At 70.9% G+C, this 20,200-nt stretch carries 17 protein-coding genes and 3 tRNA genes; 12 read left to right on the forward strand and 8 right to left on the reverse strand.

From position 1 onward, the window contains the following. Positions 1-43: 43 nt before the first annotated feature. The gene (locus OG299_RS26405) at positions 44-781 is read right to left on the reverse strand and encodes a sirohydrochlorin chelatase (protein WP_327362824.1); all 738 of its coding nucleotides are present in this window, start codon (positions 779-781) and stop codon (positions 44-46) included. Positions 782-1,111: 330 nt separating this feature from the next. Between OG299_RS26405 and OG299_RS26410 the strand changes: the two genes are divergently transcribed. From OG299_RS26410 to OG299_RS26420, 3 genes are all read left to right on the forward strand, one after another. Further along, positions 1,112-1,795, forward strand: a complete 684-nt coding sequence (locus OG299_RS26410; protein ID WP_327362825.1) for a SanA/YdcF family protein — start codon at positions 1,112-1,114, stop codon at positions 1,793-1,795. Between the two features lie 17 nt (positions 1,796-1,812). Beyond that, entirely contained in the window at positions 1,813-2,637 is an 825-nt protein-coding gene (locus OG299_RS26415) for a glucose 1-dehydrogenase (protein ID WP_327362826.1), read from the forward strand. 228 nt (positions 2,638-2,865) lie between these two features. After that, entirely contained in the window at positions 2,866-4,944 is a 2,079-nt protein-coding gene (locus tag OG299_RS26420) for a molybdopterin oxidoreductase family protein (RefSeq protein WP_327362827.1), read from the forward strand. A 7-nt stretch (positions 4,945-4,951) separates the two neighbouring features. Here the strand turns inward: OG299_RS26420 and OG299_RS26425 are convergent, their stop codons facing one another. Both OG299_RS26425 and OG299_RS26430 read right to left on the reverse strand, forming a co-directional pair. Then, positions 4,952-5,890 carry a nucleotidyl transferase AbiEii/AbiGii toxin family protein gene (locus OG299_RS26425; RefSeq protein ID WP_266629464.1) on the reverse strand — a complete coding sequence of 313 codons (939 nt, stop codon included), beginning with the start codon at positions 5,888-5,890 and terminating at the stop codon, positions 4,952-4,954. Further along, a complete protein-coding gene (locus OG299_RS26430) occupies positions 5,887-6,489 on the reverse strand; it encodes a hypothetical protein (RefSeq protein ID WP_442817534.1) in 603 nt (200 codons plus the stop codon). Before OG299_RS26430 ends, OG299_RS26425 begins: the two co-directional genes overlap by 4 nt. 93 nt (positions 6,490-6,582) lie before the next feature. On the opposite strand from OG299_RS26430, the gene OG299_RS26435 reads away from it, so the two are divergent. Next, entirely contained in the window at positions 6,583-7,728 is a 1,146-nt protein-coding gene (locus OG299_RS26435) for an RNA polymerase sigma factor (RefSeq protein WP_405703059.1), read from the forward strand. 85 nt (positions 7,729-7,813) lie between these two features. On the opposite strand, the gene OG299_RS26440 is transcribed toward OG299_RS26435, so the two are convergent. The 4 genes from OG299_RS26440 to OG299_RS26455 form a co-directional block, all read right to left on the reverse strand. Then, the gene (locus tag OG299_RS26440) at positions 7,814-9,736 is read right to left on the reverse strand and encodes an ABC transporter ATP-binding protein (protein ID WP_266629468.1); all 1,923 of its coding nucleotides are present in this window, start codon (positions 9,734-9,736) and stop codon (positions 7,814-7,816) included. Further along, positions 9,733-11,466, reverse strand: a complete 1,734-nt coding sequence (locus OG299_RS26445; protein ID WP_327362830.1) for an ABC transporter ATP-binding protein — start codon at positions 11,464-11,466, stop codon at positions 9,733-9,735. The genes OG299_RS26440 and OG299_RS26445 overlap by 4 nt, the downstream gene beginning before the upstream one ends. 158 nt (positions 11,467-11,624) lie before the next feature. After that, the gene (locus OG299_RS26450; protein ID WP_266629472.1) at positions 11,625-13,079 is read right to left on the reverse strand and encodes an FGGY family carbohydrate kinase; all 1,455 of its coding nucleotides are present in this window, start codon (positions 13,077-13,079) and stop codon (positions 11,625-11,627) included. A gap of 84 nt (positions 13,080-13,163) precedes the next feature. Further along, positions 13,164-13,466: a YtxH domain-containing protein gene (locus OG299_RS26455; RefSeq protein WP_266629474.1), complete on the reverse strand. Its 303-nt coding sequence runs from the start codon at positions 13,464-13,466 to the stop codon at positions 13,164-13,166. A 145-nt stretch (positions 13,467-13,611) separates the two neighbouring features. Between OG299_RS26455 and OG299_RS26460 the strand changes: the two genes are divergently transcribed. The 5 genes from OG299_RS26460 to OG299_RS26480 all read left to right on the forward strand — a co-directional run bounded on the left by OG299_RS26460 (position 13,612) and on the right by OG299_RS26480 (position 15,100). Continuing rightward, positions 13,612-13,684, forward strand: a tRNA-Asn gene (locus tag OG299_RS26460). Positions 13,685-13,689: 5 nt separating this feature from the next. Continuing rightward, positions 13,690-13,762, forward strand: a tRNA-Asn gene (locus OG299_RS26465). Between the two features lie 184 nt (positions 13,763-13,946). After that, positions 13,947-14,023 (forward strand) — tRNA-Ile (locus tag OG299_RS26470). A gap of 439 nt (positions 14,024-14,462) precedes the next feature. After that, on the forward strand, positions 14,463-14,696 hold the full coding sequence (locus OG299_RS26475; protein WP_327362831.1) for a type II toxin-antitoxin system VapB family antitoxin: 234 nt from the start codon (positions 14,463-14,465) through the stop codon (positions 14,694-14,696). Next, entirely contained in the window at positions 14,693-15,100 is a 408-nt protein-coding gene (locus OG299_RS26480; RefSeq protein ID WP_327362832.1) for a PIN domain nuclease, read from the forward strand. Before OG299_RS26475 ends, OG299_RS26480 begins: the two co-directional genes overlap by 4 nt. Positions 15,101-15,128: 28 nt before the next feature. Here OG299_RS26480 and OG299_RS26485 read toward each other — a convergent pair whose 3' ends face one another. Further along, positions 15,129-15,719, reverse strand: coding sequence for a CHAT domain-containing protein (locus OG299_RS26485; RefSeq protein ID WP_327362833.1), 591 nt, complete (start codon positions 15,717-15,719; stop codon positions 15,129-15,131). Positions 15,720-16,097: 378 nt separating this feature from the next. Between OG299_RS26485 and OG299_RS26490 the strand changes: the two genes are divergently transcribed. Genes OG299_RS26490 through OG299_RS26500 form a run of 3 tightly spaced genes read left to right on the forward strand, consistent with a single transcriptional unit; the run spans position 16,098 to position 20,169 of the window. After that, positions 16,098-16,244, forward strand: a complete 147-nt coding sequence (locus OG299_RS26490; RefSeq protein WP_327362834.1) for a hypothetical protein — start codon at positions 16,098-16,100, stop codon at positions 16,242-16,244. 50 nt (positions 16,245-16,294) lie between these two features. Beyond that, positions 16,295-18,955 (forward strand): lantibiotic dehydratase, encoded by a 2,661-nt coding sequence (locus tag OG299_RS26495; RefSeq protein WP_327362835.1) that lies wholly within the window; start codon positions 16,295-16,297, stop codon positions 18,953-18,955. Further along, positions 18,952-20,169, forward strand: a complete 1,218-nt coding sequence (locus OG299_RS26500) for a cupin domain-containing protein (RefSeq protein ID WP_327362836.1) — start codon at positions 18,952-18,954, stop codon at positions 20,167-20,169. Before OG299_RS26495 ends, OG299_RS26500 begins: the two co-directional genes overlap by 4 nt. Positions 20,170-20,200 lie beyond the last annotated feature (31 nt).

The following is a 20,200-nucleotide window of genomic DNA, read 5'->3' on the forward strand; positions in this document are numbered from 1 at the left end:
CCGACAATGCGACCAATCTGAGCAATCCGCGCCAACGCGGTCTTTACGCGGTGGCCAGTTTCAGGGCGCCCGGGGCGGCCGGGGAGCTCTGCTGCCGGGCCAGCGCCTCGTCGTAGCGCTGGAGTACGAGACGGGCCAGGGCCGGGTGGTCGCCGAGCGGGGCGGCCGCCGGGCCGGGCGCGGCGGCGGCGCTCTGCGCGGCGAAGCGGCCGGGGGCGGTGAAGTACGAGGCCACCGCGACCCGGTGGTGGCCGCGGGCGGCGAGGGCGCGGAGGGCGTCGGGGACGGTGGGGGCCGCGGCGGACGCGTAGGCCGGTACGACGGCCGCGCCGCCGAGGCGTTCGGAGAGCAGGGCGGCGGTGCGGCGGGTGTCGGCCGCCGAGTCCGGGTCCCGGGAGCCGGCGGCGGCGAGTACGACGGCCGTACTCGCGCCGGGGGCCCAGCCCGCCTCGAGGAGGCGCTCGTACAGAGCCTCGACCAGCAGGGGATGCGGGCCGAGCGGGGCGGCGACGCGGGCGTCCAGGTGGGCGGCGCGGGCGGCCGCCGCGGGCAGGTCCCGCTTGACGTGGTGGCCGCGGCCGAGGAGCAGCGGGACGAGCACGGCCGCGCCGGTGGCGTCCGCGAGGGTCTCGCCGAGCAGCGGCCGGTTCAGCTCGACGTGTCCGAGCCGGACGTCGAGTCGGGGGCGGAGCTCGCGGATCCGGTCGAGGAGGGCCAGGACGGTGGGGAGAGCGCGGGGGTCGCGGCTGCCGTGGGCGACGGCGACGAGGGTGGGCTGCATGGGCGGACTCCGTCGGACCGGCCCCCCGCGGTGTGCCATGGGCGCAGTCCGCTGAGCTGCATGCCGAGTTGGGTGGTGATCCGGGTCAGCAGCTCCGTGGCCGTGGCGGGGGGAAAGGGGAGGGACAGGGACTCGGGAGGGTGCACCAGCTCCGTCATGAACCGATCCTGCGGGCCGGAGGTTGCGTGGGCGTTGCGCGGGGGTGACGGGTGTTTTCCGGGTGCTCACCCGCTCATTCGTCCGAGTGAAAGGCGGGGGAGGGGGAACTGGGGGCCGGTCGTAGATCGTCAATGTGTGCGAACGACGTGTGGCGCAACGGGGGGATCGACCATGAAGCTGAAGCTGATGCCGGGTTGGACGGGGACGGTGGCGGGGCGCCGGCGGGCCGTCCAGGCGGTGGCGGCCGCGTTCGTGCTGGCGCTGCTGCCCTCGGCATGGACGCATGCGGTGGCCGCGGACCGGCTGCGGAGCACGGCCGATGCGCCGGCCACCGAGGTGGCGATGGTGTTCGGGGCGGGGCTGTGGAACGGGCGGCCGACCCCGTATCTGGCCAGACGGCTCGATGCGGCGGCCGAGCTGTACCGCACCGGCAAGGCCAAGGTCGTGCTCGTCACCGGGGACAACAGCCGCACCGAGTACGACGAGCCCGACGCGATGCGCACGTACCTGACCGCCCACGGGGTGCCGGGGGACCGGATCGTCAGCGACTACGCCGGCTTCGACACGTGGGACTCCTGTGTCCGGGCCAAGGAGATCTTCGGGGTGAAGCGGGCCGTGCTGATCAGCCAGGGCTTCCACATACGCCGGGCCGTCGCGCTGTGCGATGCGGCGGGCGTGGAGGCGTACGGGGTCGGGGTCGACGACGAGCACGACTCGACCTGGTACTACGGCGGCACGCGCGAGGTCTTCGCGGCCGGCAAGGCGGCGCTGGACGCGGCCTTCAAGCCGGAACCGCGGTTCATGGGGCCGAAGGAACCGGGGGTGTCGCGGGCCCTGGGCGCTCTGGCAAACTGACGCGCCGTCGGCTGTCTATGCCGATTAGTCATATACGGGCGTGTCCGTCTCGCTGTCAGGGGTGTGGAACCGTGGCTGTTGTGGATCTGAGCGGCAAGGCCGTCGTCATCACCGGGGGAGCCCGGGGGCTGGGCGCGGCGGCGGCGCAGGCCGTCGTGGACGGCGGCGGCCGCGTGCTGATCACCGACGTGCTGGAGGCGGAGGGCGCGGAGACGGCCGGGAAGCTGGGCGGCGCGGCGCGGTTCCTGCGGCACGACGTCACGAGCGAGGCCGACTGGCAGGCCGCCCTCGACCACGCGGTGGCCGAGTTCGGCCGGATCGACGGGCTCGTGAACAACGCCGGCATAGCCACCGGGCAGCTTCTGGAGCACGAGAGCGTCGAACACTTCCGCCAGGTCGTCGAGATCAACCTGGTCGGCACCTTCATCGGCATCAAGACCGCAATACCGCTGCTGCGGGCGAACGACGGCGGCTCCATCGTCAACATCTCGTCCGCGGCCGGGCTCACCGGCCTGGCGCTCACCGCCGGGTACGGGGCCTCCAAGTGGGGCGTGCGCGGCCTGTCGAAGATCGGCGCGGTCGAGCTCGCCGAGGCGAGGATCCGCGTCAACTCGGTGCACCCGGGCATGACGCTGACCCCGATGACCGCCCCGGTCGGCATCCAGCCGGGCGAGGGCAACTTCCCCGGCGCCCCGATGGGCCGCGTGGGCGCCCCGGAGGAGATAGCCGCGGCGGTCGCCTTCCTCCTGTCCGACGCCGCCGCGTACATGACCGGCGCCGAACTCGCGGTGGACGGCGGCTGGACCGCCGGGCTGACCGTCCGGACCCTCACCGGCCGGTAGCACCGGCCCCCACCGGCCCCCACCGGCCCCCACGGGCCCCCACGGGCCGCCGCCGGCTCCGCCGGGAGGCGGGTGGGAGGCGGCGGTGGGTGTCGACCGGGCGCCGGCGGCCCGCGCGGGTGACCGGCGGGGCCTCACCGGGCGTCCGCGGGCCCGCTGAGGCGCCTGTACGGGAGGTGTAACCGGAAGCGGCGGCTCGCGTAACACCGCCGCCGCAGGCTGGACGGTATGCACACCCCGGACTCCGCCACCGCCACGCACTGCCCGTACTGCGCGCTGCAGTGCGGCATGTCCCTCCGCCCTGAGCCGGGCGGCGCGAGCGTCGTGGTGGAGGAGCGGGCGGATTTCCCCGTGAACCGGGGTGCGCTGTGCGGCAAGGGGCGCACCGCCCCTGCCGTGCTCTCCTCCCGGGTGCGCCTGACCGGGCCGCTCGTCCGCACCCACGCCGGACGGCTGGAGCCGGCCACCTGGGAGGAGGCCCTCGCCACCGTCGCCGAGGGCCTCGCCCGCACGGGCCGTACGCATGGGCCCGACGCAGTCGGCGTGTTCGGCGGCGGCGGGCTGACCAACGAGAAGGCCTACGCGCTCGGCAAGTTCGCCCGCGTCGCCCTGCGGACCTCGCAGATCGACTACAACGGCCGCTTCTGCATGTCCTCGGCCGCAGCCGCCCACCAGCGGGCCTTCGGACTCGACCGCGGACTCCCCTTCCCCCTGGAGGACATCCCGCGGACCGGCTGCGTCGTCCTCGTCGGCTCGAACCTGGCCGAGACCATGCCGCCCGCCCTGCGCTACCTCACCGAGCTCAAGGCCAACGGCGGCACGCTGATCGTCATCGACCCGCGCCGGACCCGCACCGCCGAGCAGGCCGACCTGCACCTCGCCCCCCGCCCCGGCACGGACCTCGCCCTCGCACTGGGCCTGCTGCACCTCGTCGTCGCCGAAGGCCGCACCGACGAGGAGTTCATCGCCGCGCGCACCACCGGCTGGGAGGAGGCCCGGGCCGCGGCGATGGCGCACTGGCCGGAGCTGGTGGAGCGGATCACCGGCGTGCCCGTCCCGAAACTCCGCGAGGCCGTCGCCCTGTTCTGCGCGCCGTCCTCCGCGATGGTCCTGACCGCCCGCGGGCCCGAGCAGCAGTCCAAGGGCACCGACACCGTCGGCGCGTGGATCAACCTGTGCCTGGCCACCGGCCGCGCAGGCCGCCCGCTCTCCGGGTACGGCTGCCTCACCGGCCAGGGCAACGGCCAGGGCGGCCGCGAACACGGCCAGAAGGCCGACCAGCTCCCCGGCTACCGCAAGCTCACCGACCCGGCGGCGCGGGCGCACGTAGCCGAGGTCTGGGGCATCGACCCCGACAGCCTGCCCGCTCCCGGCCGCAGTGCGTACGAACTCCTCGACGCCCTCGGCACGGAGGTGAAGGCCCTCCTCCTCATGGGCTCCAACCCGGTGGTCTCGGCCCCCCACGCCGTCCACATCGAGGACCGGATCCGCTCCCTGGACTTCCTGGCGGTCGCGGACGTGGTCCTCTCCGAGACGGCGGCCCTCGCCGATGTGGTCCTCCCCGTCACCCAGTGGGCGGAGGAGACCGGCACCACCACCAACCTGGAGGGCCGCGTCCTGCTGCGCCGCCGCGCCCTGACCCCGCCGCCGGGAGTGCGCACCGACCTGGAGGTCCTGCACGGGCTGGCCGCCCGCCTCGGCATCGAGAAGGGCTTCCCCACCGCCCCCGAGGAGGTCTTCGACGAGCTGCGGCGCGCCTCGGCCGGCGGCCCGGCGGACTACTCGGGCATCTCCTACGCCCGCATCGAGGCCGAACAGGGCGTCTTCTGGCCCTGCCCGGACGACTCCCACGCCGGCACCCCGCGCCTCTTCCTCGACCGGTTCGCCACCGACGACGGCCGGGCCCGCTTCGTCCCCGTCTCCCACCGCGACGCGGCCGAGATCCCGGACGCCGAGTACCCCGTCCTGCTCACCACCGGCCGCGTGGTCGCCCAGTACCAGTCGGGCGCCCAGACCCGCCGCGTGGACGAGCTGAACGCGGCCGCTCCCGGGCCCTTCGTGGAACTCCACCCGCGCCTCGCGTCCCGTATCGGCGTGGTCGAGGGAGCCCCGCTCGCGGTCGTCTCCCGCCGCGGCCGCGCCGTGGCCCCGGCCCGCATCACGGACTCCATCCGCGCGGACACGGTCTTCATGCCGTTCCACTGGCCGGGCGAGGGCCGCGCCAACTCCCTGACCAACCCGGCCCTGGACCCGGTGTCCCGGATGCCGGAGTTCAAGGTCTGCGCGGTCCGCGTGGAGCCCGCCTGACCGCTGGTCACCTCCATCGGTCGAAGGTCGGCCCCAGCGCGGTCAGCAGCCGCTCGGCATGGGACGCGGCGGAGCCGGAGATCCCCGGGTAGTCGGCGCGGAAGGCGTCCCAGTCGGCCCACTTGACCTCGGAGAAAGCCTCCAGGGTCAGGGGGGTGTACTCGCCCGACTCCCGGAAGACCGTGTGGATCAGCTCGTACGGGGCCGTGCAGCGCTCGGCGAGCAGGACCGCGTCGTACAGGTCCTTGCCCTGCGGGTACATGTCCGTGGCCAGCCAGACCAGCTTCCAGGCCAGCGACAGCTCCGGCGTGGCCGCCCGCAGGCGCACGCCCGCGACGTCGGCCGGCTCCGGCTCCGCCGGGAGGCGCTCGTTGAAGACGAAGTCCAGCTGGACCTGGCCCCCCGGCAGGCCCGGGGCCGACCAGGGCAGGACCAGGCGCCGCCCGGGGACGCGCTCGTACGTCCAGATGTCCTCGGAGACCGCCCCGGCGGCCGGCATCACCAGCCCGCCCTGTTCGGCGGCGGACCGCTCCGCCGACTGAGCGACGGCCGCCAACAGCTGCCCCGTGCGCGGCTCCTCGATCGCCCAGTCCCGGGGGACCACCACGAAGTCCAGGTCGTGCGGCTCCCGCGCCGCCGCTCCGAACCACCCGGCCATGAGCATGCTGCCGCGCAGGACCAGTGAGTCCGCCCAGCCCGACCGGGCGACGCCCCGCGCCACCACGTCGAGCGCGCTGCGGCGGGCGGCCCGCCAGGCGGGCCGCAGCGCGCCGTCCACGGCCGAGTCCGTGATCCGGTAGCCGTCCGCGAAGTGCTTGAGCGCGGGGTCGAAGACCCGGGACTCGGAGCCCGCCGTGTCCAGGCCGGCCGTGGAAGTGCGCGGCAGGTCGTACTGGCGTCGCCTCCAGTCGTCCCTCGCCGCGTCCTGCGCGCTCGTCCCGGTCATGCCGTCGCCCCTTCGTCGATCCAGCCGTCGTCCACCGACAGGTTGCTGTCGTACAGCACGAACTCCCGCTCCTCCGAGCGGATTTCGTACCCCACCGAGCCGAGCGCGGCGGCCAGCGCGTCGCAGGCCGCCCCCGCCCCCGCCGCCGTGCCCCGCCACCGCTGGGTCACGAAGCGCTCGTGGCGCCCTTCGGGCAGGCAGCGGCGCGCGTTCCACGACAGGTGCGCCCCGTGCGGGGTCACCAGGGCCTCCAGGGCGCACCGGTCGAACCCGGCCGGCAGCAGCAGCTTCAGGTGGTGCTCGAAGTAGCCGCCGCCGGGGCCCGGCCGGTCCGTGGTCCACGGGACCGTCTCCACCTTCACGCGCACCGGATCGAAGCCCGCCGCCCGCAGCCGGGGCACCAGGGCCTCGTGGCCCGTGCGGTCCCGCAGCGTCAGCATCGGCTGCGACACCATCCGGCCGCGCGCCAGCAGGATGTGCGTGACCTTCAACCCCCGCCCCCGGGCCCACGCTTCGAGCCGCGCCAGCTCCTCCGGGTCCGGGCAGCGCACCGTCACATGGGTTTCGTACTCAGACACGGCATCGATCTTCTCGGACATGCGTCCGATCCGCATCGGGATTCCCGGCGGGGGGTAACCATCCGGTCACGCACCGGACTCAGAAAGTGCTCGCACGCCCCTCGTGGCAGTGATGTGTCGTACCCCACACTGAGGTGCGGTGCCCCCGTCCTCGGAGCCCTGGAGGTCGCCCCCGTGCAGACCCAGATCCTGACCGTCAACGTGAGCCCGCCCGTCCATGACACCGAGGCCACTGCGGGTGAAGAGCCCGAGGCCGACGCCGTGGACGAGGAGCCCGAAGAGCCCGAGGTACTGGAGCTGATCGAGCAGGTGCCCGAGCCGCGCCGGCGCGCCGACACCGGCGGAGCGGGCCCTTCCGCCGACCTGTTCCGCCAGTACCTGCGCGAGATAGGCAGGATCCCGCTGCTCTCCGCCGCCGAGGAGGTCGAGCTCGCGCGCCGCGTCGAAGCCGGACTCTTCGCCGAGGAGAAACTGGGCAACACCCCCGACCTCGACCTGCGGCTCGCCCTCGACCTCGACAAGCTCGTCGTCATGGGGCGGATGGCCAAGAGGCGCCTGATCGAGTCGAACCTGCGGCTCGTCGTCTCCGTCGCGAAGCGCTACGTGGGCCGCGGGCTCACCATGCTCGACCTCGTGCAGGAGGGGAACCTCGGGCTCATTCGGGCCGTTGAGAAGTTCGACTACGCCCGCGGGTACAAGTTCTCCACCTACGCCACCTGGTGGATCCGGCAGGCCATGTCGCGGGCCCTCGCCGACCAGGCCCGCACCATCCGCGTGCCCGTGCACGTCGTGGAGCTGATCAACCGCGTCGTGCGCGTACAGCGCCGCATGCTCCAGGAACGCGGGTACGAGCCCACCGCCGAAGAGGTCGCCGTCCACCTCGAGCTGACCCCCGAGCGGGTCCTGGAGGTGCTGCGCCTCGCCCAGGAGCCGGTCTCGCTGCACGCTCCGGTCGGCGAGGAGGACGATGTCGCCCTCGGCGATCTGATCGAGGACGGGGACGCGGCCTCGCCCATGGAGTCCGCCGCGTTCTTCCTGCTCCGCGAGCACCTGGAAGCCGTGCTGTCGACCCTCGGCGAGCGCGAGCGCAAGGTCGTGCAGCTGCGCTACGGCCTGGCCGACGGCCGGCCCCGCACCCTGGAGGAGATCGGGCGGATCTTCGGCGTGACGCGCGAGCGGATCCGGCAGATCGAGTCCAAGACGCTCAACAAGCTGCGCGACCACGCCTTCGCCGACCAGCTCCGCGGCTACCTGGACTGAGAGCGGTACGGAGAAGGGGTGCCCCCCTGACGAGAGGGCACCCCTGGCCAACACACCGCAGCCGGACCGGCCGACGCCTGGCCGTCTAATCGACCTCGGCCACCGCCTGCGCGAACTGCGCCGCGTACAGCCGCGCGTACGCGCCGTCCGCCGCCAGCAGCTCCTCGTGCGTGCCCTGCTCCACGATCGAGCCGTTCTCCATCACCAGGATCACGTCCGCATCGCGGATCGTGGACAGCCGGTGCGCGATCACGAAGGACGTACGGCCGTGCGCGAGGCGGGCCATCGCCTTCTGGATCAGCACCTCGGTACGGGTGTCCACCGAGCTCGTCGCCTCGTCGAGCACCAGGATCACCGGGTCCGACAGGAACGCCCGGGCGATGGTGATCAGCTGCTTCTCGCCCGCGCTGACGCCCGCGCCCTCGTCGTCCAGCACGGTGTCGTAGCCGTCCGGCAGGGTGCGGACGAACCGGTCCGCGTGGGCGGCCCGCGCCGCCTCCTCGATCTCGGCGCGCGTGACCTCGCGCGAAGCACCGTAGGCGATGTTCTCCGCGATGGTGCCGCCGAACAGCCACGTGTCCTGGAGCACCATGCCGATCCCGCTGCGCAGTTCCTCGCGGGTCATCTTCGCGATGTCCACCCCGTCGAGGGCGATCTCGCCGCCCGTGACCTCGTAGAACCGCATCAGCAGGTTGACCAGCGTGGTCTTGCCGGCGCCCGTCGGGCCGACGATCGCGACCGTGTGGCCGGGCTCGACGGTCAGCGACAGGTTCTCGATCAGCGGCTTGTCCGGCTCGTACCGGAAGGCCACCTTGTCGAGCGTGACCTGGCCCCGAAGCTGCTCCGGCCGCTCCGGCACCGCGGTGTCCGGCTCCTGCTCCTGCGCGTCGAGCAGCTCGTACACCCGCTCCGCCGAGGCGACACCGGACTGCACCAGGTTCGCCATCGACGCGACCTGCGTCAGCGGCATCGAGAACTGGCGCGAGTACTGGATGAAGGCCTGCACGTCACCGATCGACAGGGTGCCCGAGGCCACCCGCAGACCGCCGACGACCGCCACCAGCACGTAGTTGATGTTCGAGATGAAGAACATCACCGGCTGCATGATCCCGCTGACCAGCTGCGCCTTGAACGAGGCCCGGTACAGCGCCTCGTTCTGCTCGGCGAAGAGCGCCGCGGACTCCTTCTGCCGGCCGAAGACCTTGACCAGCGCGTGGCCCGAGTACATCTCCTCGATGTGCGCGTTGAGCGCGCCCGTGGACTTCCACTGCGCCACGAACTGCGGCTGCGACTTCTTGCCGATCTTCGCCGCGACGAAGACCGAGACGGGAATGGTCAGCAGGGCGACCAGCGCCAGCAGCGGAGAGATCCAGAGCATCATCGCCAGCACGCCGACGATCGTCAGCAGCGAGTTGAGCAGCTGACCCATCGTCTGCTGCAGCGTCTGCCCGATGTTGTCGATGTCGTTGGTGGCCCGGCTGAGCACCTCACCGCGCTTTTGCCGGTCGAAGTACGACAGCGGCAGCCGCGACAGCTTCCCCTGCAGCTCCTCGCGCATCCGGTACACGGTGCCGTTCATGATGTGGTTCGACAGCCGCGTCGCGACCAGCATCAGCAGGCCGGCGAGGGTGAAGACCACCAGCGCCCAGATCGCCACGACCCCGACGGCACCGAAGTCGATGCCCTCGCCGGGGGTGAAGTCGGTGCCGGACAGCATGTCCGCCATGCCGCCCTCGCCCTTGGCGCGCAGCCCGTCCAGCGCCTGTTGCTTGGTGATCCCGGCCGGCATCTGCCGGCCGACGATCCCCGCGAACACCAGGTCGGTGGCCTCGCCGAGGATCTTCGGGCCGATGACCGAGCAGCCGACGCTGCCGACGACGGCGACGACCATGCCCCACAGCTTGGTCCGGTCGTGCGCGATCTGGCGCAGCAGCCGTTTGCCCGAGCTCTTGAAATCCAGGGACCGCTCGGCCGGCCCCATCATCATCCGTCCTCCGGGCCCGCTCATGCGGCCTCCGCCTCCGTCAGCTGGGAGAGCACGATCTCCCGGTAGGTCTCGTTGTCGGCCATCAGCTCGTGGTGGCGCCCCTCGCCGACGACCTGGCCCTCGTCCAGCACGATGATCCGGTCGGCGTCGCGGATCGTGGAGACCCGCTGCGCGACGATGACCACCGTCGCGTCCTCGGTCTCACGGGCGAGCGCCGCGCGCAGCGCCGCGTCCGTCGCGTAGTCCAGGGCCGAGAAGGAGTCGTCGAAGAGGTAGATCTCCGGGCTCTGCACCAGCGTGCGGGCGATGGCCAGGCGCTGGCGCTGGCCTCCGGAGACGTTCGTTCCGCCCTGGGTGACGGGCGCGTCCAGACCGCCCTCCAGCTCGGCCACGAAGTCCCTGGCCTGCGCCACCTCGAGCGCGTGCCACAGCTCCTCGTCGGTGGCGTCGGGACGCCCGTACCGCAGGTTGGAGGCGACGGTTCCGGAGAAGAGGTACGGCTTCTGCGGGACCATGCCGACCGTCTTGGCCAGCAGCTCCGGCTCGATGCGGCGTACGTCCTCCCCGTCGACCAGCACGTGGCCGCCGGTCGCGTCGAACAGCCGCGGCACCAGGCCCAGCAGCGTGGACTTGCCGCTGCCGGTGGAGCCGATCACCGCCGTGGTCTCGCCGGGGCGGGCCACCAGGTCCACCCCGCGCAGCACCGGGGCCTCGGCGCCCGGGTAGCGGAAGTCGGCGCCGCGCAGCTCCAGTTGCCCGCGGGTGAGGAGCCCCCGCACCGGGTCGACGGGCGGGACCACGCTGGACTCGGTGTCCAGGACCTCCTGGACACGCTCGGCGCAGACCTCGGCGCGCGGCACCATCATGAACATGAAGGTGGCCATCATCACGGACATGACGATCTGCATCAGGTAGGCGAGGAAGGCCGTCAGCTGGCCGATCTCCATGCCGCCGCTGTCGATGCGCATCGCGCCGAACCAGATGACGGCGACGCTGGAGATGTTCACGACGACGATCACGGTCGGGAACATCAGGGCGAGCAGCTTGCCGGCCGCGAGGGAGACCCCGGTCAGGTCCGCGTTGGCCTCGCGGAACCGATCCTTCTCGTAGTCGTCGCGGACGAACGCGCGGATGACGCGGTTGCCGGTGATCTGCTCGCGCAGCACCCGGTTCACGGTGTCCAGGCGGACCTGCATCTTCCGGAACAGCGGCCGCGTCCTGAAGACGATCGCGCCGACCGACAGGCCGAGGACGGGGACCACGGCCAGCAGGACGCCCGACAGCTTCACGTCGAGCGAGAGCGCCATGGCGATGCCGCCGATGCACATGATCGGCGCGGAGACCATCAGCGTGAAGGTCATCAGCACCAGCATCTGGATCTGCTGCACGTCGTTCGTCGTACGGGTGATCAGCGAGGGCGCGCCGAACTGTCCGAGCTCCCGCGCGGAGAAGCTCTGCACCCGGTCGAAGACGGACGCACGGATGTCGCGGCCGACGGCGGCCGCGGTACGGGCGCCGAAGTAGACGGCGCCGACGTTGCACCCGAGCTGGACGAGGGAGACGCCGAGCATCAGGGCGCCGGAGCGCAGGATGTAGCCGGTGTCCCCGCTGACGACACCGTTGTCGATGATGTCGGCGTTCAGGGTGGGGAGGTAGAGGCTCGCACTGGTCTGCAGCAGTTGCAGCAGGACCAGGAGGGCGATCGGTTTCCGGTACGGACTCAGATGGGTCCGCAGAAGTCGTATGAGCACGCGCAGGCTCCGGTCGGCAGTTCGTGGGGTTCACCCCATCTTCGGCCACCCCGGCTCCGATCCCCACCGGTTTTCGCAAAGGCCGGTCAAAAGGAGTAGACCGCCCGCGGGTCCTACTGCGACGGCAGTAGGTCCAGCGCCCGAGGGGAGGACGGGCCCTACCCCTGGAACGCCCCGGGGTGGATCTGCTCCCGCGTCGCGATGTACTGCTGGCGCACCGCCTGCCAGGCCGGGTACTCCTCGCCCGGCTCGAAGACCTGAGCCGCCGGGCCCGGCCACACCGGCGGGGTGTGCGGGGCCAGCGTGCCCTGCTGCACCCCGAGCGCCCAGGCCGCCTGGCGCGCCGCGCCGAGCGCCGCGTAGTCGGCCGGCGCCGGAACGACGATCTGCGTGCCGAACAGCCCGGGAGCTGCGGCCTGTACGGCGGGCAGCTCGGCCGCCGCGCCCAGCAGGAACACCCGGCGGATCTCCACCCCGCGCCGACGCAGCACGTCGAGCGCGTCGACCAGCCCGCACAGCATGCCCTCGAACGCGGCCCGGGCCAGGTGCTCCGGCTTCATCGAGTCGCGCCGCAGCCCGGACAGGGTCCCGGCGCTGTGCGGCAGGTTGGGCGTGCGCTCACCCTCCAGGTACGGCAGGAGTACGAGGCCGTGCGCGCCCGGCGTCGACTTCATCGCGAGCGCGGACAGCCCCTCGAGATCGGTGCCCAGCAGCTCGGCGGTGCCGCGCAGCGCCCGTACGGCATTGGAGGTGTTCACCACCGGCAGGTGCATGCCGCCGGCGTCGGCCAGCGAGGTGATCAGCCCGCCCGGCTCCGACAGTGCCTCGCGGTGCACGGCCATCACCGAACCGGAGGCGCCCAGCGAGACCACCGCGTCGCCGGGGCCGAGGCCCAGCCCGAGCGCGGCGGCCATGGTCTCCCCGGTGCCGGCGGATATCAGCAGCCCCTCCGGGGTCATCCCGGCGGCCTCGGCCGGCCCGAGCACCTCGGGCAGCAGCGCCATGTGCCCGAGCGCCAGCTCGACCAGGTCGGGGCGGTACGAACCGGTGGCCGCCGACCAGTACCCGGTGCCCGAGGCGCCACCCCGGTCGGTGGTCCGCCGGGCGGGCCGGCCCAGCAGCTGCCAGACCAGCCAGTCGTGCGCGGACATCAGCACGGCCACCCGCCGGGCCGCCTCCGGCTCGGCGCGGGCCAGCCAGGCCAGCTTCGCCACCGGCTGCGCGGAGTGCGGGACGGATCCGACGGCCTCGGCCCAGGCGTGCCGGCCGCCGAGCGCCTCGATCAGGTCGGCGGCGGCGACCTGGCCGCGCTTGTCGTTGCCGACCAGGGCCGGACGTACGAGGGCGCCCTGCTGGTCCAGGGCCAGCAGTCCGTGCTGCTGCGCGGAGACCCCTATGGCCTGGACCCCTTCGAGGAGCCCGCCGCCGGCGGCCTCGCCGAGGGAGAGCAGCCAGGCCTGCGGGTCGGTCTCGTGGGGGTGGACGCTCTCGGGATCACCCGCGGGCTGTGGATGGGGTGCGTACCCCTGGCGCAGCACGGCACCCGTGTCGGTGTCACAGACGACGATGCGAGTGAAGGCGGAAGAACTGTCCAGCCCGGCGACTATCCCCATGCGGAGAATTCTGCCGCACGCCGGGCCGGGATCCGCCGCCCGGAGGCGCCGGATCCCGGTCGGCTCCGGGGGGAACCTTCCGGCTCAGGTGTTGCTGGTGCCCCAGTCGTCCTCGGAGCCGCCGCCGGACCGGTCGCGCAGACCCCGTACCCGCCCGGCCAGGGAGGCGGGGACCGCGCTGCCGACCTTGTCGCTCACGGCGGCGAAGGCCTTCCCGGCGTACGTGCGGCCCGTCTGACCGGCGGACTCGGCGGCGTTGCGCACCGCCGGGTTCTGCGCGATCTCCCGCGCGGACTTCTTCATCTGCTCGTAGCGCTCGCGCCCTGCGCGCGTTCCGAGCACGTACCCGAGGGCCAGTCCGACCACGAACGTGACCTTGTACCGCATGCCTGCCACCCTTCGTCGTGTGGTGCCCGGCCGGCTGGCGATACCGATTGGCGGAGCACCCCCCTGCTTGCGCTAATCTATGACTCGCAACGGGCGCTCGCCCCCCGGCAAGGCCGGAGGTGGGCTGTTCGGCGCACTGCAGCAATCCCCTGTAGCTCAATTGGCAGAGCAGCCGGCTGTTAACCGGCAGGTTACTGGTTCGAGTCCAGTCGGGGGAGCGCAGTCCCCTGTAGCTCAATTGGCAGAGCAGCCGGCTGTTAACCGGCAGGTTACTGGTTCGAGTCCAGTCGGGGGAGCGTGAAAGAAGAGGACCTCGTGCGGGTCCTCTTTCTTTTTGCCCTGGTCCTGGAACCGGGCAGCCCTCAGAACGGTCTCCCTCAGCAGGCGAAGCCGATCATGCGAGGCATCCGAGGCAGGAGATCGTATGAGCGGCTATGCTGCGGCAGACGGCGCGCACACATGTACGCGCCACGCCGTGAAGGGGCGGTAGCTCAGCCGGTTAGAGCAGCGGACTCATAATCCGTCGGCCGTGGGTTCGAGTCCCACCCGCCCCACCACACGCTAGATGTGCAGAAACGTTCTGACCAGCGTCTTGGCTGGCAGGACCGGAAGCTCCGGGGATCCTGACGGCTCCTGTCGATCAAGGCTTCATGATCGACAGGACGTCCTGTGGACGTTGATGTCCGTCATAGCGGACGCAGCCCAAATGGCCTGAAGTGCCGTCCGGTTGAGGCAAGTCTCAACTGCAGGATCAGGCCCACTGCGAGCGGGGTGGCTTAGCCGTCAGATGCCCGAGTTGGACCCTGTGGTCGGGTGGGCCGGGATGATCTTCGCCTGATTGACCTCTATCTCGAACGCGCCACTGATGGCCCGTCGCACGTCTGGAACCAACCAGGCCTCCGTCCTCATCGGCGGCGGGGATTCCTCGTTCCCTGCCGCAGCGAATGTTGGCGATGTATCGTGGATGCATACATTGCCATCAGGGAGGTGGTTACTGTGTCGGTGACCCAGATTGATCTCGATGACGAGGCGCTGGCTGAGGCCATGCGGTTGATGGGCGTCACGACGAAGAAGGAGACGGTCAACGCGGCCTTGAGGGACTACGTGAACCGGGTGCGGCGGCTGGAGGCCGCGGAGAAGCTGGCTGCCCGTGGGGCGCGGGGCGAGTTCGAGCAGGCCGCTGCCGCATACGACGCTGCCAAGCAGGCGCGGCGGGCGGCCTTCGAGTGATCTCGTACCTGCTCGACACTTCTGCGCTGTGGTTTCTGTTCCGCACTCCCGGGGCGCTGCAGCCCTGGGAGGGGCATATCGCCGCCGGGGTGTTCCGTGTCTGCGAGCCCACGAGGACCGAGTTCCTGTACTCGGCCACCAGCCCGCCCCACAGGGATGACCTGGCCGAGGAGTTGGACGCGTTGTGTCCACTGTCCGCGGTGCCGAAGAACGCGTGGCGCTGGGTGGACACTGCCCAGTACAAGCTCACCCAGCGCGGCCAGCACCGCGCCGCCGGGCCGATCGACCTGTTGGTGTGCGCGACCGCGGTCCACCACGGCCACACTGTGCTCCACGTGGACAACGACTTCGCAGCCGTGGCGAGTGTCCTCAAGGACGTGCAGCAGCGGGACATCCGCACCTGAGCCGGTCGCGGGCACCACGCACTCAGCGTCACATCAGAAGACATGGGCCATCGCCTCGCCGTGCAGTACAGGAGGCGGGAGATCTGGCTGAGGGCCGGCCGGTGCGGCTTTCCGCATCCTTGCAGCTGTCACCTACGGATCGCCGAGCGGCCAGCGACCTATGGAGCTGCCGTGTGAATGTCTGGGCCTGTCGGTCGCTCAAGGCGTGAGGCCGGCTGATCACTGTTCTTGCCGTCCGGGCGATCTCGGCGGCCAGCGTGGTGGAGTCACAGAAGTTCAGCACAGCGAGACGGGGCGGGAAGCGGACTCGTGCGATCTGCGCGCAGAAGGCTTCATGGGCGATGCAGAGGTTCCCGCCATCCTGCGTGAGGTGAATCCCGCCGAAGGAGCTGTGCGCCGCGATGTGCACGGCGGCCGGGGCGTGGACATCCAGGGCGGGACAGATCTCGGCAAGCCCAACAGACGCCATCTCCGTCACCTGGACGTAGCTTCCGGCGAGAGCCTCCCGGATGTACGCGGCCTCGGGACCGAAGCTATTGCGCCCCGGGCGCGGATCGCCGGAGACAAAGAGAACCCGCTGGGCGATGCCCGCAGGGGTGACCACTGCGGTGATCGTCACTTGGAGCCGACAGCGCGCGGCTGACCGCGGCCAGGTGCGCGCGCACCGTCGGCCGGCGGGCCGCCTTCGTCACCCGCGACCTCCGGCAGCGCCAGGCGATCGCATGACGGCGCCGGTGGCGATCCGCCGCCGTCCCGGCCAACCGGTGGCTCCCCACGACCGCAGCCGCGGCTGCCACTGAGGGCTGGCCGTGCCGTGCCGCCGGCAGAGTTCGGCACTGCCTGTGGGCTCCGGCAGCATCGCCGCTCCCCACCGGTGACCTTGCCGGAGAGTCTGCCTGTCGGAGTGCCTGGCGACGTGGTGGCCCGGAGAACAGAATCAAGATCGAAAAGGGCCGTGGGATTCGCTTGCGGCCGCCATTCAGAAGGGGGAGCACTCATGGCTGATGAGTACTCGCTCGATGCTTCGAGCATCGAAATCGCTTACCCGACCGGTGTTGTGACGCCGAACGATGCCGACCGGGGTGGCAAGGACTTCTCCCTCGCCCACTGGAACGAGGACGGCGTGGACGACCGGGACTGGTAAATCCGTCCCGTTCGCCGCGTATTGACCAGCAAGAACAGGAAGCCGAGGCCATGAAGTCAACCGTCGCACTCCTCCGGGCAGCCAGCCTGAGCGTCGACGAGATTTCAGGGCCGGCTTTCGGGGCCGATCGCCTGGCTGATGAATTCATCGAACAGGCGATCGGCCTGGCGGCCGGTACCGCGCTTACCACCGGTTCGGGCCGCAACGTGAGCGCGGCGGTGGAACGGTACGCGACCAGGATGGCGAGTCGTGCCACGCCGTTCGGCCTGCTGGCCGGAACCGCGTTCGTGCACACCGCCGAGAGTCGCTCGCTGTCGCTCGCGGACCGCGCAGCCCACCAGGTTTTCGTACGGATCGACATGGCGGCGCTTGAGGCCGTGGTCACCTCTGCCACGGGATGGAGAAGTCCTCGGCTGCTCGAACCCGGCCACGAACCGCACGAGCTCGCACTGCGTGTTCTCCGCAGCCGCGGCGCATCGGAAGCGGCGGATTCTCTGGAGCGTCTAGTTTCGGCGGTCTGCGGTCTGCGGCCGACCGGGCAGGCGTCCACCGGTCACCTGAATGCCGCATGGGAAGCGTGCGGAATTCCCGGCATGGCGGAGATACCCGAAAAGGCCAGGTTCCATATCGATCTGGACCTCACGACGACTCAGGGGAATGTCGAGGGCGAACTGGTCGAGTCGCTCGACCGGACCCTGCGCAGCCTCCAGATCCTCTTTCCCGAGCAGGATCCTCTCGCTGATTTCCGGACGGCATTCCAACGGCGTTACGAGGGCGGTGAGGTCCCTCTGGGAGAGGTGCTGGACTTCCGTTCCGGCCTCATGGAGACGACCTTTTCTGCAGGTTCGGCGCTGGCGAGCAGGGCCGGAGTCGTCGGGCCGAGGACCTCCACCGGCGAGAGGCGTGTGCCTGAGGCGGCCCTGCGTGCCTACGATCACTGGCGCGAGACGGGCCGGCCGTACGACATGGCGGCACACGCGGCAGCAGAGCGCGGGGTGGCCAGGTCGGTTCAGGCGGCGCTGCTGGACAACCACGAGAACGCCTTCGACGCCGTCCTGCTCAGCGGGCAGGAGCGCGCGCCCCTGGCGTCGCTGGCCAGGTTTGCCGTGTCGCGACCGGAACGTGAGCAGGCCCTGCACCGGTGGCTCGCCGCCGCGGGCCAAGACGATGACGATCCGATCATCGCCGAGCTGGTGCACACCCCGGGGGGACGGATCGGGAACGTTCTCCACCGGCCTGCCGTGCATGCCCGGACGCTTGCCCTGAAGGGCGCGGAGGGCGGCACGCTGGACCTTGGCTCGCTACGGTTGAGCCTCGGCGAGAGCGGCTTCGCCCTGCGCGAGGGGGCTTCGGGCCGACGGGTGGTCCTGGAGCTCAACTCGACGCACTCCGTGGACTTCCGGGGAAACGACCCGCGGTTTCGCCTCCTGGCCCATCTCAGCGGCGTCCGCTCGGTGGGGTGGCGCTGGGGTGGGCTGTCCGCGCTCTCCCACTTGCCACGTGTGACCTGCGGCCGGGTCATCGTCCGCCCGGAACGCTGGACCGTGGGGACCGAAGGTGCCCGGCGCCTCCTCGCGGCGGGAGACCCGAGACCGGTCCTACGTGACCTGCTGCCGGGGTTGGGTGACCGGCAATGGGTCGGCTGCGGCACGGGCGACCGCGTACTGGCCGTCAACCTCGACTCCCCGCGGGCCGTGAAAGCCGTCGTCGAGAAGGCAGCCGGACGGGGGCGCCTCGAATTCAGCGAGGTGCCCCAAGTGGAGAGCCCGGCCGTCAGCAGCCCGCGCGGCCGCCATGTGGCGGAGGTCTGCATTCCATTGAATGGGCCGAGGCCGGCGAGTACACACGGACGTATGGTGTCCACCGCTCCTGTTCCAGGGGACGAGTGGGTCTACTGGAAGTACTACTGCAGCAGTTTCACCGCGGACTCGGTCATCGTGCGGGCAAGAAGCCGAGTCGACGGTCTGCGCTCACGGGGACAAGCGTCGAGCTGGTTCTTCGTCCGATACGGCGAAGGCGGACATCACGTCCGCATCCGCGTACGCCCTGTGCGTCGAGAAGACCGTGCGGCCGTCTTCATGGAACTGGAAGGGCTCGGCAGAGAGCTCCAGGACCAGGGGCTCGTCAGCAGAGCGTGTACGGACCGCTATGTGCCGGAAACCGCGCGATACGGCGGCCTGCAAGGGATCGCCCTGGCCGAAGAACTGTTCGGCATCGACAGCGACCTGGTCAGCGATCTGCTGGCGGCATCGCCCTCGGAGGAACTTCGGCTCTTTCATGCCGCATCCGCTCTCCTTGACTGGGTCCGGGGTTTCTACGGCGATTCGCCGAGCGAAGAGCAGCTGGTCGACGTCCTGCGCCGTCGGGTCAGCCCGCGGGAGAAGGGCGGACGGCTGGGGAGCAGATACGGAGCGTACTTCCGGGACGTGCGGAAATCGCTCGACGTCTTCCTCGCAGAGCACACCGCCTCCAGGGAAATCCTTGCCGTACTGCGCAGGCTCCGGCAGACCACGCCCGACGGAGCCCCGCTTCCGGAGGCCGCCGCTGAGGGGGTTTTCCGGTCGGTCGTCCACATGCACATGAACCGCCTTTTCGCACTCGACGTACAACGCCTGGAACGACTCGCCTACGACGTGACCGTTCGCAAGCTGCTGGAACACCACGCCCGGGCGGTACCCCGGGGCGACGAAAAGAAGGATGGAAGAAAATGAGCAGTCACGAAAAGTCGCCGGAAGCCGTCTTCGGTCTGTCCCGCCTGATCGACCCGGTGGAACCCAAGGCGTTCCTCTGCGATCACTGGGAGCAGAAGCCCCTCCACATCGAGCGGGATGCTCCGGACTACTACAGCGACCTGCTCACGCTCGACGACGTGGACCAGCTCCTGATGATGGCCGGTCCCGGCTTCGAGACCATCCGCGTCGTGGTGAACGGCGAGGAGACGCCGATCGAGGCGATGGCGCAGCGGGGACCTCATGGCCGCGCCAACACGCTGGAAGCGATCTACGACCACTACCGGCGGGGATCCACGATCGTCCTGAACTCCCTCGACGACCGATGGGCGCCGCTCCAGCGGCTGACCCACGCACTTGGGGCCGAGCTCAGCGCGGGGTTCCAGGTCAACGTCTACCTGACACCCGCGGGCAAGGCGCAGGGCTTCAAGCCCCACTACGACACCCACGACGTCCTCGTGGCGCAGGTCCACGGCAGCAAGCAGTGGCGGCTCTACGGCGCTCCCTACGAGCTGCCGTTGGCCGGACGGCCGAAGTTCGGGGACGAGATCGGGGGTGATGCGGTGCCCGAGCAGGAACTCACCCTGAAGCGCGGGGACTTCCTCTACCTCCCCCGTGGTGTGGTGCACGCGGCCACGTCGAACGACGAGGCGTCCGTCCACCTGACCATCGGTGTTCATTCGCTCCGCTGGGCGAACGTCCTGCAGAGCGCGATGGAGAAGCTCTTCGACGAGGACGTCCGGTTCCGGCAGGGCGTTCCGGCCGGCTTCGCCCGTGACGAGGACCTCCAGCGCGCTGCCGTGGAGAGCTTGCGGCAGCTCGTGGGAGTCCTCCAGGACGGGCTGTCCGCGGAGCGGGTGATCGAGGAGACCGTGACGCAGGCCGTGTCGGTCAACTCGCCCTCTCTCGGCGGACATCTGCTCGACCTGGAGCGTGTCCGCGATCTGACGCCTTCCACGCCGGTACGACGCCGGCCGGGAGTCGTCTCGCACACGGCTGTCACCGACACCCAGGTGACCGTGGCGTTCCACAACAAGTCCGTGGCCCTGCCGCGGCAGGTCGAGCGCGAAGTGCGCTGGCTCGCAGGGCACCCGGGCGGTGAGTTCAGTGCCGCCGACCTGCCGGGCTGCCTGGACCAGCCCGGCCGCATGCTCCTGCTGCAGACTTTCCTCCGCGAGGGACTCCTCACCTTCTGACGCCCTTCCGGCGCCTGCCGTCGACCGTGTG

Source organism: Streptomyces sp. NBC_01296 (genome assembly GCF_035984415.1).
GTDB lineage: Bacteria > Actinomycetota > Actinomycetes > Streptomycetales > Streptomycetaceae > Streptomyces.

Coding starts and splice junctions, on each gene's coding strand:
- OG299_RS26495 (WP_327362835.1), top strand. CDS start 16,295: ATGAAGTCAACCGTCGCACTCCTCCGGGCAGCCAGCCTGAGCGTCGAC.
- OG299_RS26450 (WP_266629472.1), bottom strand. CDS start 13,079: ATGGGGATAGTCGCCGGGCTGGACAGTTCTTCCGCCTTCACTCGCATC.
- OG299_RS26455 (WP_266629474.1), bottom strand. CDS start 13,466: ATGCGGTACAAGGTCACGTTCGTGGTCGGACTGGCCCTCGGGTACGTG.
- OG299_RS26420 (WP_327362827.1), top strand. CDS start 2,866: ATGCACACCCCGGACTCCGCCACCGCCACGCACTGCCCGTACTGCGCG.
- OG299_RS26425 (WP_266629464.1), bottom strand. CDS start 5,890: ATGACCGGGACGAGCGCGCAGGACGCGGCGAGGGACGACTGGAGGCGA.
- OG299_RS26430 (WP_442817534.1), bottom strand. CDS start 6,489: ATGTCCGAGAAGATCGATGCCGTGTCTGAGTACGAAACCCATGTGACG.
- OG299_RS26405 (WP_327362824.1), bottom strand. CDS start 781: ATGCAGCCCACCCTCGTCGCCGTCGCCCACGGCAGCCGCGACCCCCGC.
- OG299_RS26440 (WP_266629468.1), bottom strand. CDS start 9,736: ATGAGCGGGCCCGGAGGACGGATGATGATGGGGCCGGCCGAGCGGTCC.
- OG299_RS26500 (WP_327362836.1), top strand. CDS start 18,952: ATGAGCAGTCACGAAAAGTCGCCGGAAGCCGTCTTCGGTCTGTCCCGC.
- OG299_RS26415 (WP_327362826.1), top strand. CDS start 1,813: ATGCCGATTAGTCATATACGGGCGTGTCCGTCTCGCTGTCAGGGGTGT.
- OG299_RS26490 (WP_327362834.1), top strand. CDS start 16,098: ATGGCTGATGAGTACTCGCTCGATGCTTCGAGCATCGAAATCGCTTAC.
- OG299_RS26410 (WP_327362825.1), top strand. CDS start 1,112: ATGAAGCTGAAGCTGATGCCGGGTTGGACGGGGACGGTGGCGGGGCGC.